Genomic DNA, 16,899 nt, shown 5'->3' with positions numbered 1-16,899 from the left:
CCGGCTGTGGCTAGGCGATGTGGGTACCCCCGTCGACCGTCAGGGTGGCGCCGGTGATGTAGGACGCGGCGTCGGAGACGAGGAAGACCAGGGCTGCGGCCAGTTCCTCCGGCCGCCCGATCCGGCCCGAGAGCACCCGCGGCATCATCGCCTCCAGGTAGCCCTCGGCGTAGCCGTCGGTCATCGCGGAGGGGAAGAGGCCCGGCGCGAGGGCGTTCACTCGGATGCCCCGGCCGGGGGTCCACTGCTGGGCGAGGTCGCGGGTGAGCCCGAGCAGCCCGGCCTTCGACGCCGAGTAGGCGGCCTGTGGCAGACCGCCGGTGACCAGCGCGAGGATGCTCGACACGTTGACGATGGCACCGCCGGGCGGCATCACCCGGCTCGCGGCCTGGGCCATCCAGTAACAGCCGTGCAGATTGGTGTCGATGACCTCGCGGAACTGCTCCGGCGTCTCCTCCGTCGCGGGCTGTTCCCGGCTGATCCCGGCGTTGTTGACCAGGATGTCCACCCGCCCGAACGCGCGCACGGCCGCGTCGACCAGTGCGCGGCAGTCCGCCGGCTCGGCGACGTCGGTGCGCACGGCGAGGGCTCGGCGGCCGAGCTGCTCGACGGCCGCGCGCACGGCTTCCAGCCGGTCGGCGCGCCGCGCCCCGAGCACCACGTCGGCGCCGGCCTCGGCCAGCGCGGTGGCGAAGGCGACACCCAGCCCGGAGGAGGCGCCGGTGACCACGGCGACGCGACCGTCCAGCCGGAAGCGGTCGAGGACGCTCACGGCCGCCCGGCCTACGGTCGCCGGTGGTCGGCGAGGTAGTCGACCACGTCGCCGACGGTCCGCAGCCCCGCGGTCCGGTCGTCGGGGATCGTCAGCTCGAACCTGTCCTCGACGGCCACGGTGATCTCCACCATCGCCAGGGAGTCGACGTCGAGGTCGTCGGTGAACGACGTCTCGGCGCTCACCTCGGCGGGGGCGACGCCGAGGACCTCCTCGACGATCGCGACGACGGTGTTGAGGATGTCGGTGGTGTCCACCAGGAGTTCCTCCCTCTTGGGACGGGGCCGGGGTGAGCCGGCCACCGGGTGTGCTCTGCAGGTCGGTTGGCGGGTGTCGGCGGGGACGTCAGAGACCGAGGCGCCGCCGGTAGGTGAGGAGGGTGCGCAGGAAGCCGTCCAGCTGCTCCTCGGTGTGGCCCGCGTGCGGGAACAGTCGCAGCAGGGCCTGGTTGCGGGAGACGGCCGGGTAGGAGAAGACCGGGACGAGGTAGCCGTCCTCGACGAACCACTCCCGCATCTGCAGGGCGGCGGCGTCGTTGCCGACCGGCACCGAGAGCATGTACGACTCGGTCGGCGTCGTCGGCGTGCCGGCCTCGCGCATCTGCCGGCGCAGGCGGGCGGCGTGCGCCAGGTAGTCGTCGACGATCCCGGGGTTGTCGGCGAGGACGGCGATCGTACGCTCGGCGGTGTAGGCGGTCGGCGGCTGGATGGCGGCGGTGAACATCGAGGTGCCGGAGAGCAGTTCGAAGGCGTCGATGGCCGCCGCCGGCCCGGCGATCGCGCCGCCCTCCAGGCCGACGGCCTTCGACAGGGACACCATGACGAAGTCGGCCCGCTCCCGGATCGCGGCCGCCTCCCGGGCGTAGGGACGGTTCTCCGGCCCGTAGACCATGAAGCCGTTCGCGTCGTCGATCATGCTGACGGCGCCGTGCCGGTCGCACTCGTCGAGGATCTCCACGATCGGCCCCATGGTGCCGTCGGCCGAGTAGATGCTCTCCGCGATCACCACGGTCTTGCGGGCGCGGACCCGGTCCAGGATGCGGGCCAGGTCCCCGACGTCGTTGTGCCGGAACGCGTGGACGGTGCGGCCGAAGCCGAGCCCCTGGAGGCCCTTCCAGATGCTCCAGTGGACGTCCCGGTCGACGACGAAGACGGTGTCGCGGTTGCGCACCTCGATCCCGGTGTCGAAGTGTGCGGAACTGCTCATCGCGTGGACGAACCCGATGTTGGCCAGCAGTCCGGTGGCGAAGCTGATGGCCCGTTCCTTGCCGGTGTGGCGGGCGATCGTCTCCTCCAGCACCTGGTGCGGGCGGCAGATCCCCTGGGTCATCCTGGATCCGCTGGTGCTCAGCCCGTGGGCGAGCGCCCCCTCCGCGAAGTGCCGCCGCACCGGGACGTGGCGGTCCAGGTCGAGGAAGCTGATGCTGGCGAAGTTCACCAGCTCGCGGCCGTTGCGGACGATGGTCGGCCCGACCGGGCCGTCCACCACCGGCGGGCGGTACGCCGTGTCGTGGGTGTTCGCCTCGACGAAGGCGTCGAAGGCCCACGGGGCCAGGCGGTCGGCGGAGGGTGCGGCGGCGCGGGGCCTGGTCATGGCGGGGTCTCTCCTCCACGGTGGGCGCGGGGTGGCAAGGGCTCCAGGGCTGTGGCGAGCCGCCCGAGCGAGGCCCGGCCGGCCAGCTCGTCCGAGGCGATCCCGGTGAAGCCGGACCGGTGGAGCAGCGCCAGCAGCCGGGGGACGCCGACCAGGGTCACTCCGTGGTCGGCGAGGCAGCGGTTCAAGTCCACGGCGTCGGGGCCGACCGAACTGCTCGGTGCGACGGTGGCCACGGCGGCGGCCAGGGCCCGTTCGGCGCCCGTCGCGGGCGGGCGCGCAGGGATCCGCGGCGTGCCGGTGTCGGTGGTGGTGGACCGGTCGGCCGTCGACAGCAGGTAGCGGCCCGGGGCGATCAGGCCGGGCACCTCGTCCAGGTGGTCCAGGACGTGGCGGTGCAGGTCGGCGGGGGTGACACCGCGGTCGGTGCGAGCGCGGGCGACGAGGTGCGGCTCGTCGCCGTCCCCGCCGGGCGCCACCGTCACGTCGAGCACGCCGGGATGGCCACGCACCACCTCCTCGACCACGGCCGGGCGCACCCACCCCTGCGGGGCGCGCCACCAGCCGGGGGCGGCCGGTGCGGGCGGGCCCGCCGGGACCGGGCACTCGGCACCGTCTGCGACCGCGCGCAGGAGCGCGCACACCCGGACGGGCAGCGCGGCGGCCTGCCCGGCGTCCAGCAGGTGGTCCCCGACCATGACGTCGAGGGTGACGGCGCCCCCGTCGAGGGCGAGATCGACGTAGAGCGTGTCGCAGGGCTCGTCGGGCGCGCTGCTGATCCAGCAGTCGGACGGCGCGCTCAGCCCGGGGACCAGGTAGTCACGCGGCCACGAGTAGCAGTTGTACTCGATGGCGGGCACGGACACGACGCCGCGGCGACGGTCCAACCGCGCCTGGGCGGCGACCAGTTCGGCGGGGCGCCAGTGACCGTACCGGTACCCCGCGGCGGAGGCGGCGGCGACCGAGGCGATCACCGCACCGAACGCCGCGCCCGGGCGGAGGGCGATCTGCACCGGCACCGTCAGGGCCCGGACACCGACGCTGTGCCGATGGGCGGCCCGGGCCCGGTTGGACACCACCACCGAGGCGAGGAACCGGTGTTCGCCGGTACGGGTGGCGACGTCGTGGGCCAGCGCGGCGAGCACGACGACCTCCGGGCTGGCCCGATGGCGCCGGGCGACGCGGACGAGGTCGTCGTACGCGGCCACCGAGCGGTGCTGGAGGCGGTGGCGCCCTGAACCGCGGTCGGCCCCGCCGAACGGCGCCAGCACGCCGGTCGGGTTGCTCGCGAGCCGCGCGAGCCACTCGCGCTCCGCCGCGCGGGCCCGGTCCGGGGACTGGGCGGCGACCGTGTCGAGCGGGTGCACGCCGGTGTTCGTCGGTGCGCCGGTACCGCGCAGTCGCTCGTGCAGCTGGCCGAGCACCACCGCCAGCGCCCAACCGTCGATCAGCACGTGGTGGGCGGCCATCAGGACCGCGCGCGGCTTCCCCGCTTCGAGCAGCACCCTGGCGAACCAGGGTGGATTCCGCTCGGGATCGATCGGACGGGCGGCCAGCGCCGCAGTGGCGGCCGCCAGGGTGTCGGCGTCGACGACGGGGACGTCGAGCCGGTCGACCGGCAGCGGCGCCCAGTCCGCGCGGTGGACGTGCTGGACCGGACGGAGCGGGTCGACGGTGCTGCGCAGCGCCTCGTGGCGGGCGGTGAGGGAGGTGAGCGCCGCGTGGACGTCGGCGACGGTCGCCGGGGGCGGGACGTGGCAGTGGTCGGCGAGCGGTGTCGGGTTGACCCGACGCGACGGGGGGATGGTGCGTTCGAACCAGTGCCACTGCTGGACCCAGGTCAGCGGTCCGCTGCGGATGGCGGTGGCGGGGCGCGAACTCGGCTCCGGGACGTGGTTCACGGTCGCCGCCTCACACGGCTCGGACCACGAGGGCGGCATTGTGGCCGCCGAAGCCGAACGAGGTGCTGAGCGCGATCCGCATCCGCTCGTGGTGCTGCGCCCGGTGCGGGACGAAGTTGATGTCCGGGTCGATGGGGTCGTCGCAGTTGACGGTCGGCGGGACGTCGCCCGTGCGGAGGGCCTGGATCGACACCACGAGCTCGACCGCTCCGGCGGCGCCGATCATGTGCCCGGTCATCGACTTGGTGGAGCTGACCGGGATCCGGGTGACACGGTCGCCCAGCACCTTGCGCAGGACGGCCGCCTCGGTGGCGTCGTTCAGCAGCGTTCCGGTGCCGTGAGCGTTGACGTAGTCCACGTCCGCTCCCGTGATGCCCGCGTCGCGCAGCGCCGCCTCGACGGCGAGGCACGCGCCCCGGCCCGCGGGGTGCGGGGCGGTCCAGTGATGGGCGTCGGAACTCGCCCCGTAGCCCGCGAGTTCGGCCAGCGCCGTCGCTCCTCGCCGCTCGGCCACCTCGGCGGCCTCCAACACCACCACGGCGGCTCCCTCGCTCATCACGAACCCGTCCCGCCGCGCGTCGAACGGCCGGCACGCCGCGGCCGGGTCGTCGTTGCGCTTGGACAGCGCGCGGGCGTTGCCGCTGCCCGCGAGGTCGACGGTGGTGACGCAGGCGTCGGCGCCGCCGGCGAGGACGATGTCGGCCTCCCCGTGGCCGATCATGCGCATCCCCGCGCCGACCGCGTCCGCGCCGCTGGCGCACGCCGTGCTCTGGGCCCGGCTGGGCCCCTGGGTGCCGAGCCGCATGCTGATCTCGCAGGCGGCGCTGTCCATGGCGGTGGTGACCTGGGTGAACGGGCTGATGCCCCGCGGCCCCCGGTCGCGCAGCGTGTTCGCGGCGCGGTAGATCGAGCCGACCGGGCCGTAGCCGCTGCCGATGACCACGGCGACCCGCGGCGCCAGGACGTCGTCGACGACGAGCCCGGCGTGCGCGCACGCCTCCAGCGCCGCGGCGAGGGCGTACTGCGCGTACGGGTCGGCGCGGCGGCTGACCATCGGCGGCATGTAGCGGCCGGGCGCGAAGCCGCGGACCTGTCCGCCGATCCGGACGTCCAGACCGGGCACGGCGATCGCGTCCACGGTGGCGATGCCGCTGCGCCCGGCCAGCAGCGCCGTCCACGTTTCGTCGACGCTGTGGCCGAGCGGCGTCACCGCGCCGTACCCGGTGACCACCACCCGGCGCCGGGACGGGCTGCGCCCGGCGTCGCTCCGCTCCTTCCTCACGTCCGTCACTGGGGAACCACCTCGGCGTCGCGGAGGGCCGGCAGGATGTCGTCGGGTGCGACCGGCACCATCAGCACAGCGGTGCCGCCCCGGGCGCAGAACTTTCGCGCGGCGTGGATCTCCCCGGTCAGCGCGGCCTTGTCGCGCAGCACCCGGTAGTGGAGGTCCGACCCGTCCACGGCGGGCGGCGGCGCGCCGGGGCGGGTGAAGGGGTGGCGTTCGGCGTCGAGCCCGAGGCGGGAACGTTGGGCGTCCAGCCAGCCGTAGCCGCCGTTGCACAACACCACGTACAGCACGCCGCCGTGGGCCGCAGCGGTGACGGCGATGTCCGCGCGGGCCGCGAGGAACGCGCCGTCCCCGACGAACGCGGTGACCTCGTGGTCGGGGGCGGCCCGCTTGACCCCGATGGCCGCGGCCGCGCCGAAACCCAGCGGGGTCTGCTCGGACGGCACGACGGACCCGCCGCCGACGTGGAACGGGAAGCCGTAGGACCACATGTCCTGCAGCCCGTTCTCCTGCACCAGGACGCGGAGTTCGCCGGAGGTGGCGTCGAGCGCGGCGAGCAGCTCGGCGATCCGGATCCCCGGCAGCGCCGCCGCGCGGGCCAGTTCGGCCTCCACCGCCAGCGACATGGCCGTACGGGCATCGGCGATCCGCTTCCCCCACTGCTCGGTGGCCCGGCCGTCCTCGTCCAGCGCCCGCGACCAGCCGAGCACGGCGTGCCGGGCGTCGCCGAGCACGCGCGGGCCGGCGAACTCGGCGGACAGCCCGGCCGGATCCACGTTGACCTGTACCACCGGGACCGGCGGCCAGGGTGTGCCGCCGTCGACGACCGTCTCCTCCAGTCGCCCGGCGAGGGACACCACCAGGTCGCAGGAGGACCACAACGCGCGGGCGGGACCGGCGGCGTAGAGGCCGGCCAGGCCGCAGAACAGCGGGTGGTGCTCGTCGACGGCACCGCGGCCGGAGGCCGTGGTGAAGAGTGCCGCGCCGAGGCGTTCGGCGAAGCGTTCGACCACGCCACCGCCGTTGCGGTGCCGCATCCCGCCGCCCACCAGCAGCACCGGACGCCGGCTCCTGCGGATCGCCGCCAGGGCCCGTCCCGGCGCCACGGGCACGGAGTCGGGGAGCAGCGGTTCGGGCAGCGTCGGCGGCGGCCCGGTGACGGTGATCGACGCCGTGCGGACGTCGTCGGGGATCTCCAGGTACACCGGCCCGGGGGGCGGGCCGACGGCTCGGGTCAGCGCCGTCACCGTCGCGGGGACGACCCGGTCCGGATGCCCGACCCGGTGGGCCCACCGCACGAGCGGTGCGGTGACGGCGACCTGGTCGAGTTCCTGGAAGCCGCCGCTGCCCCGGCGGCGTTCGGGCCCACCGGCGGCCAGCACGAGCACCGGCGCGCCGGACTCCCGCGCCTCCAGCAGGCCCGTGGCGGCGTGGGTGACGGCCGGGCCCTTGCCGAGTGCGCAGACGGCGGGCCGACCGGACTGCAGCGCGTAGCCGGTCGCCATGTACATCGCGTTGCGCTGGTCACGGCAGGGGACGAGGTCGAGGCCGGCGGCGTCGAGGGCGCGGAGCAACTCCAGGTCGTCGCCGGGGAGTCCGAAGCAGGTGTCCACGCCGTTCGCCACCAGCAGGGAGACGATCGCGGACCACGCGTCGGGGTACCGCTTGCTCACCTTGCTCACCTCAGTCCCCGATCGCCGCGGCAGGGGCGGCAGGGGCGGCAGTCGACAGGTTCCGCGCCACGGCCTGCGACATGAGCAGCGGTTCGGCGTGCCGCTCGCCGCCGTAGGAGACGTAGTTCGCCCTGATCCCGAACCCGCCGAACGGGCGGTTGCCGTCCTCGGCGTCGAGCAGCGTGTGGTTGACGCAGATCCGGTGCCGCTTGGCCAGGACGTCCACCGTCTCCGGGTCGTTCCCGTAGAGCATCGCTCCCAGCGCGCGCTCGCTGAAGTAGGGGGTCGCCAGCCGTTCCCGCAGCAGCCGCGCGCTGGGGTAGGCCACGACGTTGAACACCGGGGCGAACATCTCGGCGAGCGGGATCTTGTCGTGGAAGCCCCACAGCAGCACGGTCGGCTCGATCCTGCGGGACGGCAGGTCGAGGCGCCCGCCGTGCCGAATGCGGTGGGTGTGCCGCACCAGGTAGTCCGAGCAGTTCACCAGCGCCGAGTCGGAGAAGATCGGGCCGTAGTCGGCGACGGGGTCGCCGTTCTGCCCGAAGCGCAGCGAGGTCAGCTTGGCGGACAGCAGGTCGACGAATTCCTCGGTGCGGCGCTTCGGCGTGAACACGACGTCGGGACCGAAACAGTCCTGGCCCGAGTTGTAGAGCCGGATCCTCGTGAGGTCGTGCACGGCGCGGGTGAAGTCGGCGTCGGGTGCGATCACGAAGGGGTTGATGCCGCGGCCGAAGAACAGGAAGAGCTGGTCCTCTGCCAGCCCTTCGCGGACGGTCTCGGCATTGGCGTAGTCGCCGGTGAAGACGATCAGGTCCGCCTCGCGCACCGGTCCCGTCACGAACTTTCGCTGGCTTAGCTCGGAAAGGTCGATCGGCAGGCCGTGCACCGATGCCAGCAGATCGTGCAGGCGTTGCATCTGGCTTTTCGTCTCGGAGGACGGGCGAAAGGTGATTCTCTCGCTGTAAAGGGAGGCTATGAGCATGTAGAGCGCGTAGGAATAGAGCGGAATGTTGGAGGGCATGAAGACCGCGGCCCGGGGCACGTGACAGGGCCGGACCCGGCGGATCTCCTCCTCCGCCCCGTCCAGGGTGGCGAGGAACGAACGGATCTCCGCCTCGGCGGTGTGGAGGGGCGAGGTCTCGGTGAGGATCCTCAGCACCTCGTCCTCGTGGTCGGCCACGTACCGGCGCACCGCGCGCACCGCGCCGACCCGGTCGGCGAAGGGGACGCGGTAGCCCGTCGCGTCGACGGTCGAGGCGGGCGCGGTGACGTCGGGGGTCGTGCGGTTCGAGGCGGAGAGCGAGGTCATGGCGATGGTCTCCAGGGCGGCCCGGTCGGGCTTTCCGGTGTTCGTGAGGGGCAGCGAGGGCAGCACGAGGATGTGGTCGGGCTGCTCGTAGCGGGCGAGCGCGGGGCGCAACAGTCGTTTCCAGTGCGCGGGTTCGTGCCCGTCCGGGTCCGCGATCACGAACACCAGGCGGCTGCCCAGGCGTGCGTCGGGGACGGCGACGACCTGCGTCTGTGCGCCGGCCTCCTCGGCCTGTTCGGCGAGCTGGTCGGGATAGAGGGTGTGACCGTCGCGGTGCACGGCGTGCTTGCGCCCGATCGGGAAGACCCGGCCGGCGCCGTCGAGCAGGCCGATGTCGCCGGTGCGGTGCACGGGGCTCGAAACCGGGACGATCTCGCCGTCCTCGCCGAGCCGGCCGGTCATCAACCCGTCGCTGCGGACCACGAGTTCGCCGAGTCGGCCGGGGGGAAGCGGCCGGCCCCGGTCGTCGTGGACCTCGACGACCACCCCGGGCAGGGGCGTGCCGCAGCCGACCGGATCGCCGGGCGGTGCGAGCGCGATGTTCCCCACCTCGGTCGCCCCGTACCCGTCGAGCAGGTGCCGCCCGGTGCGGGCGTGGAACCGGGCGGCCAGCGTGCGCCCCAGCGGCGCGCCGCCCACGCACCAGGCCCGTACCGCCCCCAGCGCGTCCGCGAGGGCGGGGCGGCGGTCGAGCAGGTTGAGCAGGCTGTAGTAGGTCGACGGCGCGCCGTCGACGACGGAGAGGCCGTGCTCGACGCCGATCGCGAACGCCCGGTCCAGCCGCGTCGTCGGCCCGTAGACCACCAGCGTGCCGCCGCCCAGCCACCAGCAGAGCACCAGCGACAAGCCGTACTGGTGGGAGTACGGCAGGACGGGCAGGAAGACCTCGTCCGGTCGGTACCCCATGCGCTCCGCACTGAGCGCGAGGTTGTCCAGGATCGAACGGCCGGAGCGGACGATGCCTTTGGGGCTGCCCGTCGTGCCCGACGACCACGAGATCGCGGCGTCCCGGCGCCGGGCCCAGCGCGCGAGATCCGGCCCGGCCGTCGCGTCCGACATGCCGAGCGGCGCCACGGTGTCGCCCCCACCCTCGCCGACGTCGAGCACCACGCGCGCCTGGGCGCGGATCCGCGACCGCTGGGCCGGTGCGGCCCGGTGATCGGCCAGGACCACCGAGGCGTCGAGGTGGACGAGTGCGAGCAGAACGACGACCCATTCCAGGGAATTGGCCCCGCTCATCATCACCCGTGAACCGGGTCCGACACCGCGGTGGGAAAGGGATTCGGTGGCGCCGAACATCCGGGACACGATTTCGTCGGTCTCCCAGACGCGCCCCTCGGGCGAGATCAATCTCCTGGAAACGGGCACCGTGCACTCCTCAATACCAGGCGGTTCGAGGTGACTATCCCATACCCGGGGAACGGTGTCGAGGGGTGCGAGAAAATACCACTGCGTGTACGGGATAACTGTGTACGAAGTGGCGGAAGGGAAATGTGGGGAGTGGGATTCATCAATAGAATTCATTTGATCCGATAATTGAATGGGTGGTCACTCAGGCCTTTGGGGCGTCCGGCGCGAGGATGTTCTCGTTGGTGCGGCCGGCGGCGAAGTCGTCGATGCTGCGGAGCGTGGCGTCGACGATCCGGCCGACCGCCGTCGCCGTGAAGTAGTCGGCGCGTTCGACGTAGGCGGCGATGCAGCCGTCGGCGAGGCCGGGGGTGGTGACGATGAGGTCGATCCTCCAGCGGAACGACGCCATTTGGAAAAAGGTCCAGGAACACCGCTACCGCGGCCTGCTGCCGAAAGTTCGCCTCCAACACACCTTCTCCGCCCCGCGATCAACGTGATCAGACTCGACGCCCACTGGACCGCCCAGCCCCGCGACCACACCCGGAGCAGCAACCTCACCCGCCGCAGCTACCGACTCACGGCCGGACCAAAGCGAATTGAGCAACAGAGTCCTTCAGAGCTCGAACACCTGCCGGTCCGCCGGCATTCATGAGCCTGGTTCGGCGCGGCGGGCGAGCAGCCGGTAGGCGTTGGACAGTCCGGTGCGGCCCGCGATGCGGGCGATCAGGCGGTCGAGCAGGGCGGCCAGCAGGAGGACGGGCGCGCCGGCCAGGAGGATCGCGGTCCGCAGCGCCCGGCTCGGGCGGCTCGGCGGGCTGCCGGGCAGCCAGGGTGCGTCCTCGCGCGGTGCGATCTCGTCCAGCAGGAGCCAGCAGGCGGCCAGCAGGTCGATCGGGTCGTGCGGTTCGCGGTGCTGTTCGAACAGGACGGTGAAGCCCAGCTCGCCCAGGCGGCGGCGCAGGTTGGCCACCGGCACGAGATGCAGGTGCTGGGGTTGTAGCCAGGGCAGCCACCAGCGGCCGAGCAGCCGGGCGTAGCGGCTCCCGGGGTCGGGCACCTCGATCAGGAGCAGGCCGTTCGGGCGCAACGCCTGTCGGGCGGCGGCGAGTTCGCGGGCCGGGTCGGTGCTGTGCTCCAGGTAGTGGAACATGCTGACGACGTCGTACTGCCCGGCGAGTTCGGGCGCCAGCGCGGGGAAGGAGCCCCGGAAACCGCGGCGCAGTCGGCCGCGCCGCTCGGCCAGCTCGACGCCCTCGGTGAGATCCAGGCCGTCGAAGGCGGTGTCGGGGAAGAGCCCGCGGGCGGTCTCGCAGAAGTGTCCGTGGCCGGTGCCGACGTCCAGCCAGCTGCCGGGGGCGGGGGCGAACGCGGTGACGGACCGCGCGCGGCCGCGGTAGGCGGCCGCCCGGGTGCCGAACATGCCGCCGAGGCGCTGCTCGCCGAGGCCGTCGTAGAAGTCACGGTAGTAGAACTCCAGGCCCGCGCTGCTGAGTCGGGGGTTCTGGAAGACGTGCCCGCAGTCCTGGCAGGCGTCCAGCACGAAGCGGCCCGGCTTGTGCTGGAGCAGGTCGGTGGTGCGCAGCCGGACGGTCAGCCGGGCGGACTCGCACCACGGGCAGGTGGTGCGGCGCGGTTCGAAGAACCGGCCGGTGCCGTCGGCCAGTTCGGCCTGGTAGGCGGGACGCCGGGCGGCGACCTGCGCGCCGCGGTCCGCGGGCCCGGTTTCGGCGGTGGTCAACGCGCTCTCCTCTCCGACGCCTGCGGGACCTCGCGGAGCAGCCGTTCCACCTGGGTGGCGGCGCGGGCCGCGCCGCCGGCCGCCCGGAAGGAAGCGGCGATACGCCGGGCGGCGGCGAGGTGCCCGGGGTCGTCCAGCACCATGTCCACGGCCTGGCCGAGGCGGTCCGCGCTGCTGCGGCCGAAGCGCACCCGCACACCGGCGCCGGCCGCCACCACCTGGCCGGCGACTACCGGCTGGTCGTCCCGGATCGGCGCGACCACCAGCGGCACGCCATGCCACAGTGCCTCGCAGACCGTGTTGTGTCCGGCATGGCAGACCACGGCCGAGCAGTGCGCCAGCAGCTGGAGCTGCGGCACGAACGGCAGCACCAGGACGTTCGGGTCGGCCGCCGGCTCGCCGAGGACGCCGCCAGGGTCGACGATCACCGCCTGGAGGCGGTCGGACCGGGCCCGCAAGGCCGTCTGACCATCAGCCAGGAAGGCTGCGCCGACGTCGGTGTTGGCCGTGCCGAGGGTGACCAGCACGGTGGCCCGGTCCGGGGCCAGCCACTCCCACGGGAACGCTGTGGAGGCTGGGCGTCCGGCGATCGAGGGGCCGACGAAGCAGACCTGGCGGTCTGCCTGCGGGCCGGCCAACTCGGCTGTGGTGAAGGCGAGGACGAGGCGCGGGGAGAAGCGCGGATCGGCGGCGCTGGCCGGGTCGCCGAGGCGGTGGCGCAGGTCGGTCAGCAGGCCGGAGATCCAGGCCTTGACCAGCGGCATGCCGTCCAGCGCGCCGGTGAACTCGGCGGAGGTGGTCGCCGAGGTGGCCCACGGCAGGCCGAGCCGCTCGGCGACCAGCGCGCCGGCCAGCGCCTGCTGGTCGACCACCAGGAGGTCGGGCTCGAAGTCGGCCACCGCCGAAGCCACTCCGGGAGCCATTGCCTCGGCGAGCGGGACCAGGAAGTCTTCCCAGAGGAACTTCAGCGCCGCCGTGCCGCGCAGCTCCGGCGGCCGTCGCACGGCGCTGCCGGGCTCTGCTCCGGGAGCGACCGCACAGGGGAACACCTCGGCCGCCGGCCCGGCGAGCGGGCGGACCAGCTCCGGCAGTCCGGCCCAGGCGACCGTGTGCCCGCGGGCGGCGAGCTCGGCCGCGACGCCCACGGTCGGGTTGACGTGCCCGACCAGCGGCGGGACGACGAACAGCACCCGGCTCACACCAGGCTCCTCTTGGCCACCGGGGGTTGCAGCCGCTGCCCGGCCTGCGGGCCGCGCAGCGCGACGCCGTGCCCGGCGAACCAGGAAAGCGTCAACTCGCGTACCACATCCGGGGCTTCGATGAGGATGGAGTGCTCCTGGCCCGGCACCACGACGCTGCGGCAGTCGGGCAGCAGGGCGTCCAGCCAGGCGGCCTGGTCGGCCAGGTCGGACTCGCTGCCGTAGACGGCCAGGACCGGGCAGTGGATCGCCCGCAGTTCCGCTTCGGCGGGCAGCCGGCTCGCCGGGATGTCCCGGGCCAGCGAGGTGCCGGCCAGCAGCGCCCCGGCCGAGCGGGCCAGCCGGGCGGTGTGCGCGCCGCGCTGGGTGGCGACCCAGGCGAGGGTGTCCTCGTCGCGCAGGTGCTGCTCGGAGCGCCGCAGGATGCCGTCCAGCTTGCCGGCCCACCCGGGTGAGGCCGGCTCCGACTCGATCGCGAGGATGCCGGCCACCTGGGACGGCCGGCGGGAGGCCAGGCCGAAGGCCACCGTGCCGCCGAAGGAGTTGCCGACCAGGTGCACCCGGTCGGTGACGGCCAGCCGGTCCAGCAGCCGCTCCAGATCGCCGACGAACTGCTCCAGCCGGTAGCCGGCGGGCGGCCGGGCGGTGCGGCCGTGGCCGCGCTGGTCGTACATCAGCACCTCGACGCCGGCCGCGGCGAGGGCGGGAGCGAGGGTGAAGTAGAAGCTGGCGAGGCTGTCCGTGAGCAGCCCGTGCAGCAGGACGGCCGTGGCGGCGGGCGGACGGCCGTCCTGCGGGCCGAGCCGCTGTACGTGGCAGCGCAGGCCGTCGAGGTCGACGAAGGTCATGGTCAGGCCCGTTCTCCGGGCTGGAGTCGGTCGACCACGTACTCGACCAGGCGGCCGACGGTCAGGCCGATGATCTCGTCGAGTTCCATGCCCGCGACGAACTCGGCGAAGTTGATCCGGTCGCCCCAGCGCTCCCGCAGCTGTCCGGCCAGTGTGACCAGGTCGATGCTCTCCAGGCCGAGGTCCTCGGTGAACCGCGTCTGCATGGTGACCTCCGCGTCGTCCAGGCCACAATCGTCGAGCACCACGGTCAGCATGCCGGCGAGCTCGGCCAGGACCTCCGGCTCGGTGGGCGGGCGCAGGCCCGTGGGCTGTTCGCTGATGGTCACTTGGCTCGGTTCCCTTCAGGATGCTCGGGGTGGTGGGAATGGTCGAGGTCGTCGGTGGTCCAGGCCACCACGTACTGCCGGGGCGGCAGGTCGGGTGGGCTGCTGAGGCGGGCGCAGCGCACCCGGTGGGTGCGGGGGCCGTCGGGCCCGTCGGCGGCGACGAGCAGTGCGGACGGTTCCGCGGCGACCACCGTGAAGTCGCGCGGCCGGCCGCTGAGTCCGGTCCGCTCGGCCTTGGCCGCGGCCTCCTTCGCGGCCCAGAACCGGGTGAACCACAGGGCCTCGGGCTCGCCGTCGCCGGCCCGGCAGGCGGCCAGCAGCTCCAACTCCGCCCGGCCGAGCGCGACCTGGAGCGTCTCGGCCGGGCGCGGAGTGACTTCCTCGATGTCGATGCCGACGCGGGGTGCGCCAGCGGGCCGGGCCGGTCTGGCGACGGCCACCGCGATCTCCGGGCGGTGGGCCAGCGAGACCTCCAGCTCGGGCAGTCGCAGGCCGTGCAGGCCGCGGACCAGGGGCCAGCCGGACGGGTCGTTGAGTACCTCGATCTCGGCGGGGAACGGCCGGCGCCCGTCCTCGGCCCACAGCAGGCGTCGGATCGCGTCCTTCGCCGCGATCCGGCCCAGCAGCCAGGCCCGGCGCGTCCGGGGCGGCTGCTGCTCGTAGCGGGCGCGCTCGGCGGAGCCCAGGTGGTTGCGCATGATCAGGTCGCGGGAGGCGAGGTCCGGCCAGCGCTCGTGCAGCAGCACCCAGCCGCCGGGTTGCGGCCGGGAGAGCGTCGCGCGCTCCACGAAGCGTTCGGTCGGTCTGGTGTCGGGATGGCTGTCGAAGCGCCGGTCCTGCCAGCCCTGCACCTGCGCCCAGACCCGGCCGCCGGACTGAAGTTGCACCTCGGCTTCGAGGGTTTCGTCGGTCAGGGCGGTGATCCGGATGTGGCAGGGGAGCCGGGTGCCGGGCTCGGGTGGCGGCCCGTAGAAGCACAGTCGGCGGATGCCGACCGGGAAGACCACGGAACGGTCGGTGCGGGTGGCCATGATCCAGTAGCCGAGCAGCTGGCCGACGTTGTCGAGCAGCGCGCCCGGGGCGGCGGGTACCGTGATCACGCCGCGGACGTGGTTCTCGCCGATCGCGGTCAGTTCGGTCACGCCCTGGAACGCCGGGCCATGGAACATCCAGCGCTCCTGGTAGAGCCCGGCGGCGGTGAGGTCCGGGGTTCGTTCGGCGGTGGGTTGCACCGGCCAGGGGGCGGGCGGCTGATCGTACCGATGCGTCAGTTCGACCGTTCCGTCGGCGAATTTGCCGAAGGAGGCGGCGAGGCGGCCCGGCCCGGCGTCCTTGAGGGTGATCTCCACGTCCAGCGGCGTGGCGGCCGGTACCCACTGCTCGAACCGCAGGTCGGACAGCGCGGCGGTGACCCGCTCTGGGGCGGCCCGCTCGGCGGCGTCCATCAGGTGCTGGATGATCGTGGTGGCGGGGACCACTGGCCAGCGGTCCGACACCTCGGGCCAGCCCGGCCGTTGGCGGAAGAAGCAGTGGTCCAGCAAGTACGGCATGGTGTCCACGGAGATCCGCAGCCTGCCGGCCCGGGGCGGTTCGGTCCGGGGTGTCGCGCGTGCCGGGGCGGGGCTGAACCGCCGCCGCGCGCCGATCAGTTCGGCCGCCGTCCGCTCGGTCTCCCTTAGCAGCGCGCCGAGTTCGGCCGCCACCGGGAAGCGGGCCGCGAGCGCGGCCAGTTCGCCGACCGGCGGCGTGGACACTGTCCCCGTGGCGGAACCCAGTTCGGATCGCAGGGCGGTGAGCGCGGTCGGGTCCAGCGAGACCAGCGCGCTGTCGAGGTCGACCGGTACGGCCGGGTGCGGGCGCTGCTCGGGGGCGGTGGGCAGCAGGGCGGCGGCGTCCGGCGAGGCGCCGTCCGCCCAGAGCGCCGCGGCGACCCGGCGCAGTTGCGCCAGCCCGTCCCGGTGCGGGGAGTTGGCGGTGACGACCAGGTGTTCGCGCTCGCCCAGGGTGTCGCCCACCAGTGAGCCCAGCTGCCCGGTGCCGACCTGGACGAAGGCTCGGAACCCGGCCTCGTACATCGCCTCGACCAGCGGTCGGAACCGAACCGGCTCCAGCAGGTGACGCAGGAACAGCGCACGCACCTCGGCCTCACCGGCCGGGAAGGGCGCCGCGGTCGTCCCCGACCACACCGTCACGGTGGGCCGGTGGAGTTCGAAGCGCTCGGCGGCCTCCCGGATCGGCGCAAGGTACGGCCCCAGCATCGGGGTATGGAAGCCCGACTGGAACGGCAGCACCTGGCCGAGGATGCCGCGGGCGCGGAAGTGCCGGACCAGCTCGGCGACCGGCTGCTCCGGGCCGCAGACGATCGCCTGCTGCGGCGCGTTGTCGTGCGACAGCACCACCTCCGCCAGGCCCTCCACCGTCGCCAGCGCGTCGAGCACCTTGGCCGCCGAGGTGCCGAGGGCGGCGAAGGCGAGGCCGGGAACGTGCAGCGAGGCGGGGTCGAAGGTGTTCAGGAAGGAGTCCACCGCGGCGCCGGATTGCAGCCCGGCGCAGATCATCGCCGTCCACTCGCCGACGCTGTGCCCGGCGACGCCGTCCGGCCGCACGCCGATCCGGCGCAGCGCGGCGTCCAGCAGCCGGCCGACACCGACCACGCCGGCGCCGTGCCGGGCGACGTCGCCCACATGCGCGGTGTCGGCGCCGAGTGGGCGGGGCAGGCCGAAGTGGTCGGCCACCTCCGTCACCCGGGGGGTGAACTCGCCCTCCAGTCCGGGGAAGAGGAACGCCACCCGCCCGGTCGCGTGCTCCCCGAGCAGGGGGCGCGGTGCGAACCAGACGTCGTTGCGCCCGCGCCAGGCCCGGCCGCGGCTCACCGCCCGCCGGGCCAGCGCCAGCCGCT

General features: G+C 73.7%; 13 protein-coding genes. All 13 read right to left on the bottom strand.

Annotated features, from left to right (window positions below):
• Positions 1-10: 10 nt before the first annotated feature.
• The gene (locus tag BG452_RS27030; RefSeq protein WP_188306965.1) at positions 11-772 is read right to left on the bottom strand and encodes an SDR family NAD(P)-dependent oxidoreductase; all 762 of its coding nucleotides are present in this window, start codon (positions 770-772) and stop codon (positions 11-13) included.
• 11 nt (positions 773-783) lie between these two features.
• Positions 784-1,032 (bottom strand): acyl carrier protein, encoded by a 249-nt coding sequence (locus tag BG452_RS27025; RefSeq protein WP_188306999.1) that lies wholly within the window; start codon positions 1,030-1,032, stop codon positions 784-786.
• Between the two features lie 85 nt (positions 1,033-1,117).
• Positions 1,118-2,365, bottom strand: a complete 1,248-nt coding sequence (locus tag BG452_RS27020) for an aminotransferase class I/II-fold pyridoxal phosphate-dependent enzyme (RefSeq protein ID WP_188306964.1) — start codon at positions 2,363-2,365, stop codon at positions 1,118-1,120.
• Positions 2,362-4,266, bottom strand: coding sequence for a condensation domain-containing protein (locus BG452_RS27015; RefSeq protein WP_317621246.1), 1,905 nt, complete (start codon positions 4,264-4,266; stop codon positions 2,362-2,364). Before BG452_RS27015 ends, BG452_RS27020 begins: the two co-directional genes overlap by 4 nt.
• A gap of 10 nt (positions 4,267-4,276) precedes the next feature.
• Positions 4,277-5,557 (bottom strand): beta-ketoacyl-ACP synthase II, encoded by a 1,281-nt coding sequence (fabF, locus tag BG452_RS27010; RefSeq protein ID WP_317621245.1) that lies wholly within the window; start codon positions 5,555-5,557, stop codon positions 4,277-4,279.
• On the bottom strand, positions 5,554-7,227 hold the full coding sequence (locus BG452_RS27005; RefSeq protein ID WP_188306962.1) for a thiamine pyrophosphate-binding protein: 1,674 nt from the start codon (positions 7,225-7,227) through the stop codon (positions 5,554-5,556). Before BG452_RS27005 ends, fabF begins: the two co-directional genes overlap by 4 nt.
• Before the next feature lie 10 nt (positions 7,228-7,237).
• Positions 7,238-10,060 carry an aldehyde dehydrogenase family protein gene (locus BG452_RS27000; RefSeq protein WP_223242777.1) on the bottom strand — a complete coding sequence of 941 codons (2,823 nt, stop codon included), beginning with the start codon at positions 10,058-10,060 and terminating at the stop codon, positions 7,238-7,240.
• A 28-nt stretch (positions 10,061-10,088) separates the two neighbouring features.
• On the bottom strand, positions 10,089-10,295 hold the full coding sequence (locus BG452_RS26995; protein ID WP_188306961.1) for a hypothetical protein: 207 nt from the start codon (positions 10,293-10,295) through the stop codon (positions 10,089-10,091).
• 237 nt (positions 10,296-10,532) lie between these two features.
• On the bottom strand, positions 10,533-11,624 hold the full coding sequence (locus BG452_RS26990) for a class I SAM-dependent methyltransferase (protein WP_188306960.1): 1,092 nt from the start codon (positions 11,622-11,624) through the stop codon (positions 10,533-10,535).
• A complete protein-coding gene (locus BG452_RS26985) occupies positions 11,621-12,823 on the bottom strand; it encodes a glycosyltransferase (protein ID WP_188306959.1) in 1,203 nt (400 codons plus the stop codon). Before BG452_RS26985 ends, BG452_RS26990 begins: the two co-directional genes overlap by 4 nt.
• Positions 12,820-13,671, bottom strand: coding sequence for an alpha/beta fold hydrolase (locus BG452_RS26980; protein WP_188306958.1), 852 nt, complete (start codon positions 13,669-13,671; stop codon positions 12,820-12,822). Before BG452_RS26980 ends, BG452_RS26985 begins: the two co-directional genes overlap by 4 nt.
• Before the next feature lie 2 nt (positions 13,672-13,673).
• Complete coding sequence (locus BG452_RS26975) at positions 13,674-13,928, bottom strand: acyl carrier protein (RefSeq protein WP_188306996.1); 255 nt, start codon at positions 13,926-13,928, stop codon at positions 13,674-13,676.
• Between the two features lie 68 nt (positions 13,929-13,996).
• A partial coding sequence (locus BG452_RS26970) for an acyltransferase domain-containing protein (protein ID WP_188306957.1) occupies positions 13,997-16,899 on the bottom strand: 2,903 nt, incomplete at its 5' end.

The organism is Streptomyces sp. CBMA123, assembly GCF_014596465.1.
Taxonomy (GTDB): Bacteria; Actinomycetota; Actinomycetes; order Streptomycetales; family Streptomycetaceae; genus Kitasatospora.
The sequence above is the reverse complement of the archived record's forward strand: the minus strand, read 5'-3'. Positions and strand labels throughout refer to the sequence as shown.